General features: G+C 50.3%; 15 protein-coding genes. 10 read left to right on the forward strand and 5 right to left on the reverse strand.

Annotated elements, in window-relative coordinates; genetic code table 11:
• The first annotated feature begins 413 nt into the window (after window positions 1-413).
• From IE055_RS10420 to IE055_RS10445, 6 genes are all read left to right on the forward strand, one after another.
• Window positions 414-1160, forward strand: coding sequence for a hypothetical protein (locus IE055_RS10420; protein ID WP_189400575.1), 747 nt, complete (start codon window positions 414-416; stop codon window positions 1158-1160).
• Between the two features lie 173 nt (window positions 1161-1333).
• A complete protein-coding gene (locus IE055_RS10425; protein WP_229794265.1) occupies window positions 1334-2251 on the forward strand; it encodes a phospholipase A in 918 nt (305 codons plus the stop codon).
• Between the two features lie 229 nt (window positions 2252-2480).
• Window positions 2481-3587, forward strand: a complete 1107-nt coding sequence (locus tag IE055_RS10430) for an extracellular solute-binding protein (RefSeq protein ID WP_189400579.1) — start codon at window positions 2481-2483, stop codon at window positions 3585-3587.
• A gap of 110 nt (window positions 3588-3697) precedes the next feature.
• Window positions 3698-4774, forward strand: coding sequence for an ABC transporter ATP-binding protein (locus tag IE055_RS10435; protein WP_229794244.1), 1077 nt, complete (start codon window positions 3698-3700; stop codon window positions 4772-4774).
• Entirely contained in the window at window positions 4775-5719 is a 945-nt protein-coding gene (locus IE055_RS10440) for an ABC transporter permease subunit (RefSeq protein ID WP_229794245.1), read from the forward strand.
• On the forward strand, window positions 5706-6506 hold the full coding sequence (locus IE055_RS10445) for an ABC transporter permease subunit (RefSeq protein ID WP_189400583.1): 801 nt from the start codon (window positions 5706-5708) through the stop codon (window positions 6504-6506). The genes IE055_RS10440 and IE055_RS10445 overlap by 14 nt, the downstream gene beginning before the upstream one ends.
• A gap of 52 nt (window positions 6507-6558) precedes the next feature.
• Here the strand turns inward: IE055_RS10445 and IE055_RS10450 are convergent, their stop codons facing one another.
• The gene (locus IE055_RS10450; RefSeq protein WP_189400585.1) at window positions 6559-7848 is read right to left on the reverse strand and encodes a metal-dependent hydrolase family protein; all 1290 of its coding nucleotides are present in this window, start codon (window positions 7846-7848) and stop codon (window positions 6559-6561) included.
• Window positions 7849-7938: 90 nt separating this feature from the next.
• Between IE055_RS10450 and rarD the strand changes: the two genes are divergently transcribed.
• Entirely contained in the window at window positions 7939-8835 is an 897-nt protein-coding gene (gene rarD / locus IE055_RS10455) for an EamA family transporter RarD (RefSeq protein WP_189400587.1), read from the forward strand.
• Between the two features lie 12 nt (window positions 8836-8847).
• Here rarD and IE055_RS10460 read toward each other — a convergent pair whose 3' ends face one another.
• Together IE055_RS10460 and IE055_RS10465 are read right to left on the reverse strand one after the other, a co-directional pair.
• On the reverse strand, window positions 8848-10023 hold the full coding sequence (locus tag IE055_RS10460) for a vWA domain-containing protein (protein WP_189400589.1): 1176 nt from the start codon (window positions 10021-10023) through the stop codon (window positions 8848-8850).
• A gap of 27 nt (window positions 10024-10050) precedes the next feature.
• Window positions 10051-10902: an AAA family ATPase gene (locus IE055_RS10465; RefSeq protein WP_189400591.1), complete on the reverse strand. Its 852-nt coding sequence runs from the start codon at window positions 10900-10902 to the stop codon at window positions 10051-10053.
• 128 nt (window positions 10903-11030) lie between these two features.
• Between IE055_RS10465 and IE055_RS10470 the strand changes: the two genes are divergently transcribed.
• Both IE055_RS10470 and IE055_RS10475 read left to right on the forward strand, forming a co-directional pair.
• Window positions 11031-11651 (forward strand): alpha-ketoglutarate-dependent dioxygenase AlkB family protein, encoded by a 621-nt coding sequence (locus tag IE055_RS10470; RefSeq protein WP_189400593.1) that lies wholly within the window; start codon window positions 11031-11033, stop codon window positions 11649-11651.
• Window positions 11652-11766: 115 nt separating this feature from the next.
• The gene (locus tag IE055_RS10475) at window positions 11767-12624 is read left to right on the forward strand and encodes a mechanosensitive ion channel family protein (RefSeq protein ID WP_189400595.1); all 858 of its coding nucleotides are present in this window, start codon (window positions 11767-11769) and stop codon (window positions 12622-12624) included.
• Window positions 12625-12657: 33 nt separating this feature from the next.
• Here IE055_RS10475 and IE055_RS10480 read toward each other — a convergent pair whose 3' ends face one another.
• Window positions 12658-14280 (reverse strand): tetratricopeptide repeat protein, encoded by a 1623-nt coding sequence (locus IE055_RS10480; RefSeq protein WP_189400598.1) that lies wholly within the window; start codon window positions 14278-14280, stop codon window positions 12658-12660.
• Window positions 14277-16124 (reverse strand): O-linked N-acetylglucosamine transferase, SPINDLY family protein, encoded by a 1848-nt coding sequence (locus tag IE055_RS10485; protein WP_189400599.1) that lies wholly within the window; start codon window positions 16122-16124, stop codon window positions 14277-14279. The genes IE055_RS10480 and IE055_RS10485 overlap by 4 nt, the downstream gene beginning before the upstream one ends.
• Before the next feature lie 238 nt (window positions 16125-16362).
• On the opposite strand from IE055_RS10485, the gene IE055_RS10490 reads away from it, so the two are divergent.
• Complete coding sequence (locus tag IE055_RS10490; protein WP_189400601.1) at window positions 16363-18372, forward strand: UvrD-helicase domain-containing protein; 2010 nt, start codon at window positions 16363-16365, stop codon at window positions 18370-18372.
• Window positions 18373-18588 lie beyond the last annotated feature (216 nt).

The following is an 18588-nucleotide window of genomic DNA, read 5'->3' on the forward strand; positions in this document are numbered from 1 at the left end:
TCTTACTGTCTTCAATAACCGAGCGTAGCGATAAGAGTTGCATTACGCTCTGCTCAATGGTTCATCTAGATTTTCATGCGTTATGCCATTAGTCAGTTCGAATCGCGGGTTGTTGAATATCGCTATTGATAATACTTCCATGTGAGAAAAAAATGTTCAATTTCCTGCGACCCCAAAAAAAAGACAAGCTGATTCTGCATGCGGGCATGCATAAAACGGGCTCATCTTCTATTCAAAGGTTTCTACATAGAAATAGGACAAGGCTTGAAAGACAAGGCTATTATTTTTTTAGTTACAACTCGAAACTTAGGCAAGTTTCAAGTGGCAATGCGTCCACGTGGGTAAAGTTTCCCGGTATACCTGGCTCCGCAAGGTTGGATTTGGGTTTTCTGACAGAAATAGACAAGAACGAATTGAGTAATGTTATTTTTTCGGCTGAAACTCTCGCATGGATATCTGATGTTAGACAATTAAAAACGCTTAGGAAAGAATTACGTCGTCGATTTAACAAGGTGGAAATCTACTTCTATATTCGTAGGCAGGATTTATTAGTTGTGAGCCATAACCAGGAAGCCTCGAAAGGGCGGCCGTCTCGAGTATTCTATGGGAACCAGTCGGTTGCTTTGCCAAAATATATGGCTGAGTTTGATGAATATCTGGACTATCATTCAAAGCTCTCAATGTGGGGTGACTTGTTTGGTGATGAAAGCATTAAAGTGAGAATCTTTGAGGAAAAAAAGCTCGTTGATGGAAATGTTGTTGCTGACTTTCTTTACGCAAGTGGCTTGGATTTAACTCCCAGGTTACTGCAGTCTAATCAGTCGCTTGGTCGAGAAAAGGTTCTGCTTTCGCACTACATGCTCGATGCGGGAGTTCCCGTGGAGGTGAGAAAGAAAGTTTTAGAGTTCATCGAAGATTCAGAACGATTAAAGCCTTCTAAACAAGAAGCTCAAGAATTTTACGCTCATTATCGTAGTTCGAATATAGCCCTGAATAACCGTTTTAATGTTTCGGAAAAAGAGTCGATTTTCTCTGATAATTTTGATTCTTATCCGGAGGTATCAGGTGACCTGTGGGATGCCAATTCTGTTGGTAGAGCTGTGTATGGATTGATAAACGTGCTTTTAGATCAGGATATTATAGACTCTCCATTGGCATAAATAGGCATCTAAAAGAACTGCGGTCTTCAGTTTGCTTATCATTGAGATATACCGCGTTCAACAAACTCATTTCTTCTGCGATTTTCGTTACCGTTAAATCCGTGCACACTGTGCGTTCATATGGAAGTTTAGATTTTTACCAAACCACTCAAGTGGAGTAGATTGTGAAGAAAATGGTCGTATTATGGGTCTTGATTTCGCCGTGCGTGATGGGTGCTAACTCTTATGAGCAATGCGTGTTGGAACGGGTTGAGAATGGGCAGGCCAAACTGACGGTGGCGGAGATCCGCAAGGTGTGCACGGAAGAACCCGATAGCTTGGGTGAACAACGAGCGAATCGGGAACTGTCCTTGTTTGGGGATGAGTTCAGTATATTGCTGCATCGCGATAATTACATTCTGCCTGTTGCATATAATAGCGAGGCTCAGGATTTGCCTGAGGGTTTTGGCGAGGCCCGTGAGTTGGACGACGAGGAGATCAAGTTCCAAATCAGCATTAAGTCAATGTTGTTAAATAACCTGCCATATAATGCCCGACTGTTTGCTGCCTATACGAATCAGAGTCACTGGCAAGCCTATAACTCCGATTACTCGAGACCGTTTCGTGAGACCAATCATCAACCCGAATTGTTGCTTGAACTTCCGTTGGAAAGAAAATATCGCGGTGTGACCTTCGATGCGCTACGGCTGGCAATTAATCATCAGTCCAATGGCCGTTCTGGGTTGGTATCCAGGAGTTGGAACCGCGCCTATGCAGAACTCTTGATGTCGACCAAGTACAGTAAGCTCGGATTGCGCTCTTGGTGGCAAATCATGGATGACGAGGACAATCCTGATATTGCTGACTACATGGGCCATTTTCAGCTGGATGGATTACGCCAGTTTGGCAAGCACCAACTGCACTGGAAGCTGCGTAACACATTAGACTCAAATGACCGTGGTGCGGTCGAACTTGGATGGAGTCGTCGAATCGGCGGTCGTGAGGACATTCGTTTGTATTTGCAATACTTTAATGGTTACGGCGAAAGTCTGATCGACTACAACCGAAAGACGGAACGAATTGGCTTGGGTTTTAAGGTTGGTGTGGAGTAAGCCATTGCCTCGTTTTGAGGTGAAAAAAAGACCCTAATTAACGGAAAATCTATTAAAAACTAGTAGCGTTTTAGAAAATCAGGATTATTATTCACGCAAGCTGAACAGTAACAAGGATTACCAACAGCGAAGGGTGTGAACAGCTTCATTTGCGCCTCGTCGTTATTGAACGCGTTTACGCTGACCAACGTTTTGTGTCCCGTGGGGCACGTTTACAGATTTTGAAAAGATGAAGAATCTCCGTTCCACTGTGCTGGCTAGCGCAGTCTTTGTTGGTTTGGGCTTTACTGTTGCGGCGTCAGCGCAGACCAAACAGTTAAATATCTACAACTGGTCTGATTATATCGCCGAAGATACGCTGGATAATTTCACCAAAGCCACTGGCATCAAGGTGACTTACGACGTGTTCGATTCGAATGAGGTGCTTGAAAGCAAGTTGTTGGCGGGTAGCACTGGCTATGATTTGGTGTTTCCGACCGCCTTGCCGTTTGCTAAGCGTCATGTGCAGGCCGGCATGTACGCGAAAGTGGATAAGTCAAAGTTACCCAATCTGAAACACTTGGATGCCGGCATTATGGCCAGTATCGCGAGCTTTGATGCTCAGAATGCGCACTTAACGCCGTATCTTTGGGGCACCACCGGGATTGGTTATAACGTCGAAAAAGTGACCAAAATTCTTGGCGAAGACATGCCGCGTGATACTTGGCGCTTGGTATTTGATCCCGAAATTGTGGCCAAGCTCGGCAGCTGCGGTGTGTCAATTATGGATGACCCGACCGAAGTGTTCGCGGCGGTGAAGGCGTATTTAGGTAAAGACAATGCGGATTTCAGTTCAGAGACGGTCAATCTGATGGCCGATACGATTGCCAAAGTTAGACCCAATATCCGTTATTTTCATAACTCGTCATACATTAATGACCTGGCGAATGGTGATTTGTGTGTTGCGCATGGGTACTCCGGGGATATGTTACAGGCCCGAGACCGTGCTAGCGAAGCCAACAATGGTCATACAATCGCGTACGCTGTGCCGCGTGAAGGTGCCGTAGTTTGGACCGATGTCATGGCAATTCCAGCTGATGCAAAAAACCTGGATGAGGCGCTGACCTTTATCAACTACATTTTGGAACCTAAGGTCATTGCAGACATTTCTAATTACGTAGCGTATGCCAATCCGAATAACGCAGCCGATGCATTGGTCGATGAAAGCATTAAATCCGACCCGGGAATTTATCCTCCGGCGGAAACTCGTGCCAAGTTATTGGTACTGGAAGTGCCACAAGGTGGGCAGGTTCGCGCCTTGAATCGTGCCTGGACCCGCGTTAAATCGGGTAAATAACATGACTCATCGCTGGTCGGGCTGGTGTGACCCGACCAGCACAGACATCGTGCCGCCACCGGCATATTCTGGTTTAATCATTTTCACGGGACAGTTTATTGGAAACGCCATTGATTGAAGTTCGAGGTTTGCGTAAAAACTTCGACGATGTGACCGCACTGAGCAATATCGACTTAAGTATCAAAGAGGGCGAATTCTTCTCCCTGCTGGGCAGCTCTGGGTGCGGAAAATCAACCTTGCTCAGAATTTTGGCTGGCTTCGAACAGCCGACCGAGGGCCGAGTCTTTATTCAAGGCAAAGATGTGACGGACTTGCCGCCATACGAACGGCCGTTGAATATGATGTTCCAATCCTATGCTTTGTTCCCCCACTTAAGCGTGTTTAACAATGTGGCGTACGGGCTGAAACGTGACCGTATTCCAAACGCGGAGATCGCCGCACGCGTTGAAGAGATTTGTCAGCTAATGCAGATATCCAAGTTGATGAACCGCAAACCACATCAGCTTTCGGGTGGTCAGCGGCAACGTGTTGCATTGGCGCGCGCGCTGGTCAAACGAGCCAAGATACTACTGTTGGATGAGCCGCTGGGTGCCTTGGATAAAAAGCTCCGAGAAGATATGCAGTTTGAACTGGTGAATCTGCAAGAATTGCTCAAGATGACCTTCGTGGTGGTAACGCACGATCAGGAAGAAGCGATGACCATGTCCAGTCGCGTGGCTTTGTTAAATGACGGTTTGATAGAGCAAGTTGATACACCTCGCCGCCTTTATGAGTACCCAGCAACACGCTATGCCGCTTCGTTTGTTGGCTTAAGCAATTTGTTTGAAGCTCGGGTCTCATCGCATCAGGACGATGTGGTCACACTGTGGTGTGACGCCTTGGAGGCTGAGCTGACCGTGCGTCACGTTCAGCCGTTGGTGCCGGATATGGTGGTGACCGTCTTGGTGCGTCCGGAAAAAGTATCGATTACCAACCCAAATGCGCAGGCTGACAACAGCGTGGTTGGGGTAATTGAAAACATTGCGTATTTAGGCGATGTCTCGATTTACTACTGTAATTTACCCAACGGGCAATCGGTCAAATTTACGCAGGCGAATGTCCAGCCAGCCGCAGAGTTGCCGTTGGACTGGGGGCAAAAAGTACGTCTCGGCTGGCGTGCCGACACCTGTAACGTGTTGGTCGCGTAAATGACCTCGTTTCGATTAGGGCAAAATGCTTGGACTGCGGTGTCGGGGCTGGTCAGGTCCCCGTGGATGGTGGCAATCTGGCCGTGGTTGTTTATCGCGATATTCTTTCTGACGCCGTTCTTGTTCGTGATCAAGATCAGTTTGTCTGAGGCTGCCTTTGCGCAGCCACCGTATTTGGACGTGGTGCGATCGGTATCGGATGGTCTGGTCGAAATTAAGCTAAATTTCGGCAGTTACCTATTGTTGTTCGATGACTCTCTGTATTTGTCGGCCATTTGGAACAGCGTCAAAACCGCGCTCATCAGCACTGCTTTGTGTGTGTTGATTGGTTATCCACTGGCTTACAGTATTGCTACCAGTCCAGCACATTGGCGCGTGCCATTGATCATGTTTGTGATGTTGCCGTTTTGGACCAGTTTTTTGATCCGGGTATACGCCTGGATGGGTATCCTCAAAACCAATGGCTTGCTAAACAATGTGTTGATGGGGCTTGGCATCGTCGACGCGCCACTGGAGATCATGCATACCCAGGTTGCGGTGTATATCGGGATTGTTTACAGCTATCTGCCGTTCTTCGTGTTACCGCTCTATGCGACCTTAGTGCGCCTGGATACCACATTACTGGAAGCCGCCGCAGACCTGGGTGCCGGGCCGGCAACGCAGTTCGTCACTGTGACGTTGCCGCAGTCGGTGCCAGGTCTCATGGCCGGTGCTATGTTGGTGTTTATTCCAGTGATGGGCGAGTTTGTGATCCCGGATCTACTGGGTGGGCCAGACACCCTGATGATCGGGAACGTCATGTGGACCGAGTTTTTCAGCAATAAAGACTGGCCAGTTGCATCGGCACTGGCGCTGGTTCTACTGACTTTGCTCATCTTGCCATTCGTATTGTTACGTTACTTCGAGCGCCGCTCAGAGCTGGAGGACCCCAATGAAGCGGTTTAAAGGTTTACGACTGGCGTGTTTGCTGTTGGGCTTCGGGTTTCTCTATTTACCGATTCTAAGCGTGATCGTTTATTCGTTTAACGAGAGCCGCTTGGTCACGGTTTGGAGTGGTTGGAGTACCAAGTGGTATGGCGCATTGCTGGAAAATCAGCAGTTGCTCGGCGCCGCATGGCTAAGCGTTAAAATTGGTGCTCTGACCGCAACCCTAGCCGTGGTGTTAGGTACATTGGCGGCGTATTCGCTAGTGCGATTTAAACACCTCAAGGGGCAGCCTCAGTTTGAGCTGAGCACGGCAGCCCCGTTGGTTATGCCTGAGATTATCATTGGTTTGGCCTCGTTACTGCTGTTTGTCTCAATGGAGAAATTGTTCGGCTGGCCAGCCGGTCGTGGGCAAACCACGATTGTGATTGCCCATACTGTATTTGCCATGGCCTACGTCACGGTGGTGGTACGCAGTCGACTGGCGCATGTGGATAGCTCTATTGAGGAAGCGGCACTCGACCTCGGCGCACGGCCGGTGACGGTGTTTTTCACCGTGACCTTACCAACCATCGCCCCAGCGATCATCGCCGGCTGGTTGCTGGCATTTACCTTGTCGATTGATGACCTGGTGGTCGCGAGCTTTACCTCAGGCCCAGGTTCGACCACCTTGCCGATGGTGGTTTACTCGAGTGTGCGCTTAGGTGTCAGCCCCGAGATAAACGCTCTGGCAACGGTGATGATTACCTTGGTTAGCGTGCTGGTTTTAATCGCCGGGCTGGTGCTGGCGCGATCGAGGGAAAAATAATGATGTACGTGGAGCAGCGAGAGCGCAGTGTGGCACTGCGCTCCTCTGATGCTTAACGTGACTTCTTGACGATCTCGCCGTTTTTCATCACAAAGTCAATCGTCTCTAGAATCGAAATATCGTCTAATGGGTTACCTTTCACGGCGACCAGGTCAGCGAAATGTCCGGGTTCCAGCGTGCCTAAGTTTTCTGTTTCACCCAGCAGATCTGCAGCGTTCACGGTTGCCGCACGAATCGCCTCCATGGCAGGCATTCCTTGATCGACCATGAGTTTGAATTCACGAGCGTTGTCGCCGTGAGCCGAAACGCCACTGTCGGTACCAAAAGCGATTTTGACGCCAGCTTCATATGCTTTGGCGAAATTCGCTTTAAGCTGCGGGCCTATTGCAGCGGCTTTGGGTCGTACAATCTCCGGAAAATAGCCATCAATCTTTGCTTTCTCGGCGACAAACTCGCCGGCTAATATGGTCGGAACCAGATACGTGCCGTGCCGTTTCATTAGCCGTCGAACTTCGTCGTCCATCAAGGTGCCGTGTTCGATACTGTTCACGCCAGCCTTGATGGCGCGCTTCATGCCTTCGCCACCGTGCGCGTGCGCCGCAACTTTGAAGCCGTAGTCCTTAGCGGTGGAGATAATTGCAGTGAGTTCATCATCCATAAACTGTGGATTCTGTCCGCTTTTTGCGGTGCTTAACACGCCGCCGGTAGCGGTTATTTTGATTAAATCTGCGCCTTCTTTATAGCGTTGTCGAACCGCTTTGCGGGCTTCAGAAACGCCGTTGACAACACCGCTCTTGGCGTGTGGATCGCCCATCAGATCGAAGCGATGTCCATTGGTCGGGTCAGCGTGACCACCCGTGGTGGCCAGCGATTTTCCCGCCGTAAATATACGCGGACCGGTGGCGATGCCTTGCGCGATCGCGCCACGCAAGGCGCGCGTCACTGTACCATCATCACCGAGGTTGCGCACACTGGTAAATCCGGCTTGTAAGGTAATGTCAGCGTAGTGTGCAGCGCGAAACGCGTAGTCTGCTGGGTTTAAGGTGAACGATTCTATGTACGAGCGTGGGTTGCTCTGCGAGGTCAGATGCACGTGCATATCGATCAAGCCTGGCAGGCAGGTGTAGGTGCTCAAATCGATGACATTGGCTGCCTTACTGGCAACATTATCGACCCTTTGAATGCGTCCGCTATTGACGGTGAAACTCCGTGGCCCGGTAAGTTTTCCAGCGACCACATCGATTGTAGCACCGCAGTTAACAATGGTGTCGGTTGCAAACAACGGCAGGCTGGAGAAAGCGAGCGCTGAACCCAGCGCGAGACGAAATGCAGCTTTTTTCATAGTTATGATTTATCGGTTTTTTTGGATTGTGCTAACCCTAGCACATGTTACCCTTGCAGTTTATCCAAAGTCGGACAGTCTGCCCTCAAAATGAATGATAACAAAGGCCTGATTTACGCGATCTGTGCGTATACATTTTGGGGGATTATTCCAATATTTTGGAAGCAGTTGGACCATGTAAGCCCCTTAGAAATTGTGATGCACCGTATGGTGTGGTCTTGTCTGATGGTGGTGGGCTACATCGTGGTGGTTGGCGAATGGCATGCATTCCGCGCCTTGTTCCGAGATAAGATGTTGTTATTACGTATCGGCGCTGCGTCCGTCCTGGTGTCTGTAAATTGGGGTATCTTTATCTGGGCGGTGAATGATGGCCGGATCGTGGAAACGTCTCTGGGCTACTTTATCAATCCCTTAATCAGCGTTCTGTTCGGTGTGTTGTTCTTTGCTGAGCGACTGCGTGCGATTCAGGTGATTTCGATAGGGTTGGCCGCGTGTGGCGTGCTGTTTTTGATCTTCGGATACGGACAAGTCCCGGTTGTGGCGTTGTCACTGGCCATCACGTTCTCACTTTATGGCGTCGTAAAGAAATCGGTATCGATTCCGGCGACCCATGGGCTTGCACTGGAAACAAGCCTGATGTTCGGGCCAGCAGCGATTTACTTAATCTATCTGCACGCCAACGGCGGTGGTGTATTTGGTTCTGACGCACTGACCAGCAGTAACTTGTTACTGGCCGGTTTATTTACCCTGGTGCCGCTGTTACTCTTCGCCGCTGCCGCCAAGCGTATCAGTATGACTGCGCTGGGTATGACCCAGTATGTTGGTCCTTTTCTACAATTGCTGATCGGTGTCATGATCTATCACGAACCGTTCGGCAGCGATCGATTCGTGGCGTTCAGTTTTGTTTGGGTAGCACTGGTGATTTATTCCATCGATCAACTGAATCATCGCCGTAAAGCGCGTCGAGCGCGCCGCATGCTGACTTAATCGCCGAGTTAATTAGCGACTCAAATACGCCATGGCTTCTTCCATGCCTTTGAGTGTTAAAGGGTACATACGATCTTCCATCAACTTACGAATAATCTGGGTCGAATGCGTGTGCTCCCAATACGCTTCTGGCGTTGGGTTTAACCACACTGCCTTGTCGTAGGTATCCGTGAAGCGCTTCAACCAGTTACTGCCAGGTTCGCGGTTCATAAAATCGATGCTGCCACCGGAGTGCGTAATCTCATAGGTTGCCATTGCTGCATCACCTACGAAAATTACTTTGTAATCACTGCCATACTTGCGCAGCACATCGTGTGTTGGTGTGACTTCATCGTAACGTAATGCGCTATTCTGCCAGAGTCCGTCGTAGATAAAGTTATGGAAGTAATAATACTCCATGTGCTTGAATTCAACGCGCGCCGCACTGAACAATTCCTCGCAAGTGCGTACGTATGGGTCCATCGAGCCGCCAACATCGAATAATAGGAGCACTTTGACTGAATTGTGACGTTCGGGCACCATTTTGATGTCGAGTAAACCAGCATTGTGCGCGGTAGAGCGAATGGTGTCGTCTAAGTCCAGCTCATCCTGCGCGCCGGTGCGGGCAAACTTGCGTAGTCGGCGCAGCGCCATTTTGATGTTGCGCGTCCCGAGCTCAATGCTGTCGTCCAGGTCTTTAAAATCGCGACGATCCCAGACCTTAACAGCACTGCGGCCACCACCTTGACCGCCAACGCGGATGCCTTCCGGATTATAGCCGCTGTTGCCAAAGGGTGATGTGCCGCCGGTGCCGATCCACTTGCTGCCGCCCTCGTGACGTTCTTTTTGCTCTTCCAGCCGTTTCTTGAAGGTGTCGATTAGCTCTTCTAGCCCACCGAGACTCTCGATCTGTGCCTTTTCTTCATCGCTGAGATTCTTGAGGAATTCGCTGCGTAGCCAGTCCTCCGGTATCAGCGCCTCGATCAGGTCATCAATTTTTTCAAGTTCGGTAAAGTGCACTTTGAACGCACGATCAAACTTATCAAAATGCTTCTCGTCCTTGACCATGCAGGTGCGGGCCAGATAGTAGAACTTTTCCATATCGGCGAACACAATGCGGTGCTCGAGTGCGGTAATTAAATCCGACAGTTCGCGAATGGTTACGGGCAGACCTTGGCGGCGCAGCGTGTCAAAGAAGTTCAGCAGCATAGTGATATTCGTCGTTAGTTGCTGGTGCTATTGATTGCGAGATTCGCGACGATGCATAAACGCCAATCGTTCCAGGAGCTGTACGTCTTGTTCGTTCTTGAGTAACGCGCCATACAATGGCGGAATCGCTTTGTGGTTGTCGCGATCCTTTAGAATGTCGTCCGGAATATCGTCGGCCATCAATAGCTTAAGCCAGTCGATCAGCTCAGACGTCGACGGCTTTTTCTTGAGTCCTGGAATAGCGCGAACTTCAAAAAAGACTTCCAGTGCTTCAGTTACCAGGTTCTTTTTGGCATTCGGGTGGTGTACTTCAATGATTTTTTCCATCGTGGCACGATCTGGAAAGTTAATGAAGTGGAAGAAGCAGCGACGTAAGAATGCATCGGGCAGCTCCTTTTCGTTATTGCTGGTGATGATGATAATTGGGCGGTGCTTGGCTTTGATGACTTCGCCAGTTTCATACACAAAAAATTCCATTTTGTCGATCTCGACCAACAAGTCATTCGGAAATTCGATGTCAGCCTTGTCGATTTCATCAATCAACAAAACAACCTGCTCATCGCTCTCGAACGCTTCCCAGAGCTTGCCCTTGTCGATGTAATTTTTGATGTTTTTAACATCAGCGTCACCCAGTTGAGAGTCACGCAGACGCGAAACTGCATCGTATTCGTACAAGCCTTGTTGCGCCTTGGTGGTGGACTTGATGTGCCATTGGATCAGGCGTTTCCCCAGTGATGCGGCAACTTCTTCCGCTAACATGGTTTTTCCGGTACCGGGTTCACCTTTAATCAAAAGCGGCTTCTGTAGAATGATGGCAGAATTAACCGCCAGGCTTAAGTCGTCGGTTGAGATATAGCTGTCGCTGCCGTTGAATTGCATGTCGTACCTTCTTCGCTGCGTTTATTGTCGTTATCAAATGGGGTTGACTGGCCGGTCATTGGTTCGAGACCAGGCGTCATCGGCCAAAAACAGTGGCACAGTATAAAGTAAATTAGTGAGCAAATTGTATGGCAAGCACCACGAAACAGCTGGGATTACTGAGTAAGCAGACGCATGTCTTGAATCTAGAGGATGCCGACATCCGTTACACGCCGGAGTTCTACTCGACCGAGGTCGCGAATACGTTGTTCGATGTGTTGCTGAATGAAACTGACTGGCAGCAGGACACGGTGCGTGTGTTTGGAAAAAAACATCTGGCGCCGCGCCTGTCACGATGGGTCGGCGATCCAGGATTAAGGTATGCGTACTCCGGACTAACGATGGAAACCGTGCCGTGGACCGACACCCTGCTTGCGATCAGGGCCGACGCCGAAGGAGCGTGTGGAGCGTCGTTCAATTCCGTGCTCCTAAACTTTTATCGTGACGGTCGTGATTCCAATGGTTGGCACAGCGATGATGAACCAGAGCTTGGTGGTCAACCACAGATTGCGTCGTTGAGTTTTGGTGCAGCGCGTGACTTCAGGCTTCGTCACAAGACCGACCCGCAACTGAAGTACACACTGGCGCTTGAAAATGGCAGTTTGTTGTTCATGTGCGGCCCGACACAAGCAAATTGGCAACACCATATTCCCAAGCGAGCCAATGCTGGTCCCCGCATCAATTTAACTTTTCGATCCATTGTCGAATAAGGTCATCGCAAATAAACGTAGTTTTTCTTGTTTACGAGCTGACCCGGCTTTTCGCTTGGCTATAATCGCGGGCTGATGAAATTCAATAAATTTTTAGCACAACGAAATTATAATTATGGATTCTATTGTTAACGAAATTCAAAAATACTCTGATGTCATCGCGCAGCACGGCTGGACTTACGCGATCAAAGTTCTTACCGCGTTACTTATTTTCTGGATTGGTAAACGCGTAGCACGTGGCCTGACAAATCTGTTGATCAAGGGCTTAGAGAAACAGGGCTTTGAACAGGAGCTGACTGGTTTTTTCGAGAGCCTAGTCTACTGGGCGTTGGTCCTGGTCGTCGTGATTGCTGCATTGGGTCAATTGGGTATCGAGACAGCCTCGTTTATCGCGGTACTTGGTGCGGCAGGTCTGGCCGTCGGGTTGGCATTGCAAGGGTCGCTGTCAAATTTTGCTGCGGGCGTGTTGATTATCATGCTGCGACCATTCCGGGTTGGCGAGGTTGTTGATATTGCTGGTGAAATAGGCACGGTGCAGAACATCAAAATTTTCACCACCGAATTGCGCACCGGTGACAACAAGTGTGTGATTATTCCAAATTCACGAGTGCTGAACAGCAATATTATTAACTATTCATCGACCGGTACTCGGCGTGTTGATATGACGTTCGGGATTGGCTATGAGGCGGATATTGACCATGCGCGGACCGTCATCAAATCCATCTTGGATGCGGATGACCGCGTGTTGGACGAACCCGCGCCTAAGATCGCCATCATGGAATTGGCCGACAGCAGTGTTAATTTTGTGGTTCGCCCCTGGGTGGCGACGGCAGATTACTGGTCAGTGCTCATGGATACCCAGGAGCAAGTTAAAAAGCGCTTCGACGCCGAAGGCATTTCTATTCCTTTTCCTCAACGCGTGGTGACTTTGCTTAAAGAGGAGCAGGCAGTTAAAGAAGACCAGGCCAGCTAGCAGGGCGTGTTTTATCGGCGCAGGACTACTTTGTTATCCTGCGCTTTTTAGAATGTCACGCACGCGCTTGCTGAACCCGTGGACGTCGCGAACAGCGGATTTTTTCATTGTCGCACGATCAACCAGGTCGACAGAGACGCCTTGAGCTAGGCTGATGGCCCGGTTTAAATAGTCTCGTTGCGTATCGCATAGCCAGTCTGCGCGGTCCAGCTGTTTAAGAAGTGCTGCGCTTTGTTGTGCTGGAAAAAGGTTTCCGCGTAATGCCACCAGCACGCCTCCGTGATCGATTGCATCCACCGCCGCAATCGGGTCATTTTGTACGAAATTGTCCAGCACAATGGTGTTCGGCGCAGCGCGCAGGCGCTCATCAAATACTAAGCGATCAGCGCTGATTTCATGCAGTGCGAATCGTTCGATCAATAGCTTCTTAACCAACGCTGAGGTGGCGTCCAGGTGTAGTTTCCAGTCGGGTAGGCGCCGCAGAATTTCCGACCAAACTTTAATGACGCTATAACTCAAGCCGTGCTGGCAACCAATGCCGGCAAAGGTCTTAGCTGGGAGCGGCGTGTTACGTGGCGTGTAGGACTCATACTCTGCTGACACAAAAAACCGCTGCTCGGTCAAGCGGTCGTCTAGTAATTCAACGAGGTCGGTGGCGTAACGCCCTTCATGCGCTAGCCAGCCAAATGCGCTGCCAGCAACTTGAAGCCCCAGCGCGCGCTGGCGTGAACCGCGTCGCATGCCGCAAACATCGAGCATGACTTCGATCTTGTCACTGCGTACCTGGCGCGCAAAGTCTGCGTCGGTGAACCCCGGTGAATGCACTACGTTAACGCCGCTATCGAACAAATCAGAGCGCGGCTTTTCATCGTGCCAATAAACAAATACCTGGTCGCCAAGCTTGGCCAAACTGGATACGGTTGGCGCGACCGTGGCGAGTAGCCAATGTTCCGGAATTTGACCAATCAAAACACCCAGGCGAAGCTTATTTTTGTCTTGAACTTGCTTTGCTGTGTAGCGGTTGTCTTTCGGAATAAAGCGTTCTTCCCAGAGTCGCATTTCTTGTCGCAATCCTTCTTCGGTCAGCGAGTCGTTAGCCACGGCGTGGTGAATATAATTACTGTGGCTCGGTGCGTGTTTGGTGCGTAATAGGCGTACGTAATCGTAGGCACGCGTGGCTTCTTCTTTATGCCCGATCTGACTCAGGCAGTCGGCAAGTTGAAAGGCGGCGCGATCATGGTCGGGTTGGTGATCCAGAGTACGGCGAAAAGTCGTGATCGCGTAATCGTAGTTCCCGACCATGCGATGCGCTAGCGCCAAGTTATACAGCCATTGACTACGTTCACCGAATTGGTCGATCAAGGACTTCAGCAGGCCGGCTGCTGCCGCAGGTTGTTTCGCTTCTAGTTGCAGGCAGGCCTGATTGTTTAAGACAAACACCGAGTGCGGATTCAATTGTGCTGCTGTTCCCCCCATCTGGCGTGCTTGTTCGAATTTTTTATTCTTAAACAGGCTGCTGAATTTAACCGCGTGCGCTGACGGGTGATCTGCATCTTGGTGGATCACTTTGTCGGTTAGGCTGACTGCTAGGTCGAACTTGCCTTCACGCAGCGCGCTGACGGCTTGTGTCATCAGCGTCTCGATCTGAGTGCTCATGCGGACGCCTCCTGTTCGAGCTTGGTGGCTACATCATCGCACCAAAGCTGCCATTTTCCGCGTAGGGCGTTGCCAAATTCGCGGCCGAATTGCGGTGTGTTCATGAGCGCCGAGTTCTGCATCCGCGTACGAAGACTTTGGCGCGCTTCCAGCGTGTTTTCGCCTAATTCGCTGAACTCGAGTACACGTTGTGCAAAGTCCGTCACACTTTTGGTGGCCATGCCGCCCAAATTGATGCGTTCAAGAATGCTGGCAGAAACACGACTGGCGTGAGTCTGGCCAACCATAGAAATCACCGGTACGCCCATCCACAGCGCTTCAAGTACGGTTGCTGTTCCATTGTAGGGTGTGGTGTCCAAGGCTAGGTCGATTTGATTGTACGCATCAAGGCGTTGTTCAATCCGCGCTTTTTCGTGATCCAAGGTGATACGATCCGATTGAATGCCGCGCTCAGCGAACTCCTTTAGAAAAAAGCGCTGTGCATTCTGACTGGCGAGTTGTGGCCGCTTGAGAACCAGTACCGAATTCGGCACAGCGTGCATCGCAGCTGCCCAGCAGTCCATGGCCAGGCTGGAGATTTTAGCGAGGTTGCCGAATGCCCCTAGTCGCACCACGCCATCGCTTGGTGTGGGCTTGATCGCTGGCGCATTGCCTGTGGGTTTGTAACACAAGAACCCGTTGCTTAGTCGAATTAATGATTCACTGTAGAAGTCGTCGGTGATACCGATTGGGTCTGCGATACGGTCGGTGACGCAGTAGTCCATGCTCTTGAGGCCGGTGGTCGATGGGTAGCCAAACCAACTCAGTTGAATGGGGGCGACGTGGCGTGAGAATACACCCAGGCGGTTACCTGTGCCATGCCCATTTAGGTCGACCAGAATATCGATCTGGTCACTGGCAATCAATTTCGACAAGGCTGGGTCACTGTTGCGTGCAATATCATGCCAATTGTCGCATTGTGTGCGGATTAGATCGGTTACCCCGTCAGTCTTTTTAGTGTCGTTATAGGCGGTAATGTGGAACTGTTTGCGATCCAGTCCCTCCAGTAAAGGAAGAATAAAACAACTCACCGAATTGGCGCACAAGTCGGAAGAGATAAAGCCAATTTTGAGCTGTCGGTTCGCATTGGCAGTGCGCCAGGTATTGCTGCCTTTCTGGTTACCAGGGTGGGCCTTTTGCACCCAGAGTTTGGTAAGCTGGAAGTTGCTTTGCGGAGTTGTCAGCTCGGAGTAGTTGCTCCAATAAATGAGTCGTTGTAGGTAGTTCGGGTTTTCTGGGTCGAGAGACGCGGCCATGGAGTAGCTGTTGTAGCCTGCCTTTACCCGGCCGGAGCGACAGTAAATACGGGCTAATTGAGCGTGTGAATTCGCGTGCGTTGGTTGCAGGTCAATAGCGCGGTTGAGCGCTTGTTCGGCTTCGTCCGAGCGGTCCGCATTGGTGAGCGCAAAAGCGTGTTCGCGATGCAGTGCCGGAACCTCCGGTGACTGAGCACACAGTTCCTGCATTATGCCGCATGCTTCGTCCGCCTGATTCTGTTCGGCGAACACCAGTGCAATATAACGGAGTTGATTATTGCGTTTGGATGTGTTGATTTTGTATTCCGTGGCCTGATTGCGAAGAGTTTCGTACAACTCATTGGCAAAGATGACGGCATCAGCACCTTGCCCCATGGCACGCAAGCAACGCAAACGGGTGGTGTCTCGCCAAGCGCTGGGTTCGGCTTGCTCAAGGCCATTTAAGGCTTGTCGATATTGGCCACGCTTAAAAAAACTTTCTATCTGACTTCGATCTTCGCGCACGCTATTTGTAGGTCCTAATGGTTCTGGGTTTGTTTTGCTATTCACAACACGGTAAAACTTGGCTGCCAATCAACTCTCTTCCCAGCCCGTCGACTGAGTTTACACATTTACTGTCCCGACTCAAGCACAGAGTGTGGCGTGCGTGTTACCAAAGGGTGTCAAAACTGTGACAAAAATTTACTGTTTACCAAGGTGCATAAAGGGCTAGGCGCGTGCCGAGATTGTCCGTAAAATCCAACCCCTGATTGTAACCCTTTTTGTTTTTGATCGCGCGAGGCCGCCATTGTTTGAACAACTTAACCCTCAGCAACGTGCAGCGGTCAAAGAGTGCGGGCGACCTATGCTGGTGCTCGCCGGTGCGGGCAGTGGTAAAACGCGCGTAATCACGTACAAAATTGCCTGGCTGTTATCTCAGATGGCGGTTGATCCTCGTAACATATACGCGGTTACCTTTACCAATAAGGCCGCCCGCGAGATGAAGGAGCGGATCACTGAACTGCTCGGTAAGGACGCAGTTAAAGGGCTGACGATCTCCACATTTCATAGTCTCGGCATGGCGATTTTGCGTGAAGAGGTCGATGCGTCAGGACGCAAACCTGGGTTCTCAATTTTCGACCCGGCGGACTCCGTATTTGTGGTTCGTGAGTTGCTGAAAGCGGATTTGGACGACGATGGCTTAGTGGAGCGTGTCCGCAATCAAATTTCCAGTTGGAAGAATGAGTTGGTGTCTCCGGATCAGGCGATGCAATTGGCGATGACAAGCCCGACCGAGGTCGCGGCAGCCAAGGTCTATACCGAGTATGAGCGGTATTTGGTGGCCTGTAATGCGGTCGATCTGGACGACCTGCTGTACTTGCCGAATGAGTTGATCCGCAAGTTCGATAATGTGCGTATTAAATGGCAAGGGCGCGTGCAGTTTTTGCTGGTGGATGAATATCAGGACACCAATGCAGCCCAATATCGCCTAGTAAAAACCTTGGTGGCTGGCTCGAAGGGCTGTGGTTTGACGGCAGTAGGCGATGACGATCAGTCGATCTACGCATGGCGTGGTGCTCAACCTGAAAACTTGTTGCAGCTTAAAACCGATTTTCCCGATCTGGAGTTGGTGAAACTGGAGCAAAATTACCGCTCAATGGGTCGAATTCTCGCGCTGGCGAACCATGTGATTCAGAACAATCCGCGCCCGTTTGAGAAGCAATTGTGGAGCGACCTGGGGTTTGGTGAACCGATCACCGTCATGCATGCGGAAAACGACGAGCGCGAAGCAGAGAAAGTGGTGGCTGGACTCATGCAGCACCGCTTTCAGAATCAGCGTCCGTATAGTGATTACGCCATTTTGTACCGCGGTAATCATCAGTCGCGCATGCTGGAGCAGAAGCTGCGTGAAATGCATATTCCATATTATTTAAGCGGTGGACTCTCGTTTTTCGACCGTTCTGAAATCAAAGATGTGATGGCCTATTTGCGGCTGGTGACCAACCCGCTGGATGATAATGCGTTTGTTCGCGCCATCAACACGCCCCGGCGCGGCATTGGTTCGGGAACGCTTGAAGCGCTGGCAGAAACTGCGCGACAGGAAAAATGCAGCTTGTATGAAGCGATTCAACGGGCCGCACTGCACAGTCATTTGTCCGCTTCACGTCAAGCGCCGCTGCGCCAGTTTGAGCATTGGCTCGATGGCATGATTCAACGGGCTGAAACGGACTCGCCAGTTGGGTTGATCAATGATTTGTTGAGCGATATCGAATACCAGGATTGGATCGTGAAGCAAAGTGCCAGCCCAGAGCAGGCTGAAATGCGTTGGCGTAATATCGAAGACCTGTTGGGCTGGGTTAAGTCGATCGCCAGCAAGGGGGAAGACAGAAAGCTGGTGGATGTGGTGTCTGTTGTCAGCCTGATGGGGATTTTGGAAAAAAACGAAGACGATACTAACGACAACGTGGTTTCTCTTATGACATTGCATGCCTCGAAAGGGCTGGAGTTCCCGCATGTGACGATTGTCGGTCTGGAAGAGGAGATTCTGCCGCACCGTACTAGTATCGAGGAAGATATGGTCGAAGAAGAACGCCGGCTTTTCTACGTCGGGATAACGCGCGCACAGCGTGAATTGGTGTTGTCGTACGCCAACCAGCGCAAACGTTACGGCGAAGTGATTGAGTGCACGCCCAGTCGATTCCTCGATGAATTGGACGAGCAACACATTATTTGGGAAGAAAAGCTGGCCAAAGATCCGGAGCGTCAGGAAGAAGTGGGGCAGACCCATTTGGCGGCGATGCGCGCCTTGCTTGGCTAAAAACGCGCAATAGTCGCGATCAAACCCGCAAAACACTTGACACATCTGGTACAATCGCGACCCAATAAATTGAAACCAAATGCTGGTTTCGATCAGGTTGAAAACTTAGGTCAAAATTCAGCGTGCAACTTGTTGTTTTTATTGTGTAGTTCGGTGCAGGTTGCGCAAAATAACATTAACTAAGCGAATAATTCCGACTTCATTAGGGTTGGACGA

The organism is Arenicella chitinivorans (genome assembly GCF_014651515.1).
Lineage (GTDB): Bacteria > Pseudomonadota > Gammaproteobacteria > Arenicellales > Arenicellaceae > Arenicella > Arenicella chitinivorans.

Bases quoted from the DNA above. Each gene is read 5' to 3' on its own strand.
- IE055_RS10425 (WP_229794265.1), top strand. From the start codon at position 1,334: ATGGTCGTATTATGGGTCTTGATTTCGCCGTGCGTGATGGGTGCTAAC.
- IE055_RS10430 (WP_189400579.1), top strand. From the start codon at position 2,481: ATGAAGAATCTCCGTTCCACTGTGCTGGCTAGCGCAGTCTTTGTTGGT.
- IE055_RS10440 (WP_229794245.1), top strand. From the start codon at position 4,775: ATGACCTCGTTTCGATTAGGGCAAAATGCTTGGACTGCGGTGTCGGGG.
- IE055_RS10445 (WP_189400583.1), top strand. From the start codon at position 5,706: ATGAAGCGGTTTAAAGGTTTACGACTGGCGTGTTTGCTGTTGGGCTTC.
- IE055_RS10450 (WP_189400585.1), bottom strand. From the start codon at position 7,848: ATGAAAAAAGCTGCATTTCGTCTCGCGCTGGGTTCAGCGCTCGCTTTC.
- rarD (WP_189400587.1), top strand. From the start codon at position 7,939: ATGAATGATAACAAAGGCCTGATTTACGCGATCTGTGCGTATACATTT.
- IE055_RS10460 (WP_189400589.1), bottom strand. From the start codon at position 10,023: ATGCTGCTGAACTTCTTTGACACGCTGCGCCGCCAAGGTCTGCCCGTA.
- IE055_RS10465 (WP_189400591.1), bottom strand. From the start codon at position 10,902: ATGCAATTCAACGGCAGCGACAGCTATATCTCAACCGACGACTTAAGC.
- IE055_RS10470 (WP_189400593.1), top strand. From the start codon at position 11,031: ATGGCAAGCACCACGAAACAGCTGGGATTACTGAGTAAGCAGACGCAT.
- IE055_RS10475 (WP_189400595.1), top strand. From the start codon at position 11,767: ATGGATTCTATTGTTAACGAAATTCAAAAATACTCTGATGTCATCGCG.
- IE055_RS10480 (WP_189400598.1), bottom strand. From the start codon at position 14,280: ATGAGCACTCAGATCGAGACGCTGATGACACAAGCCGTCAGCGCGCTG.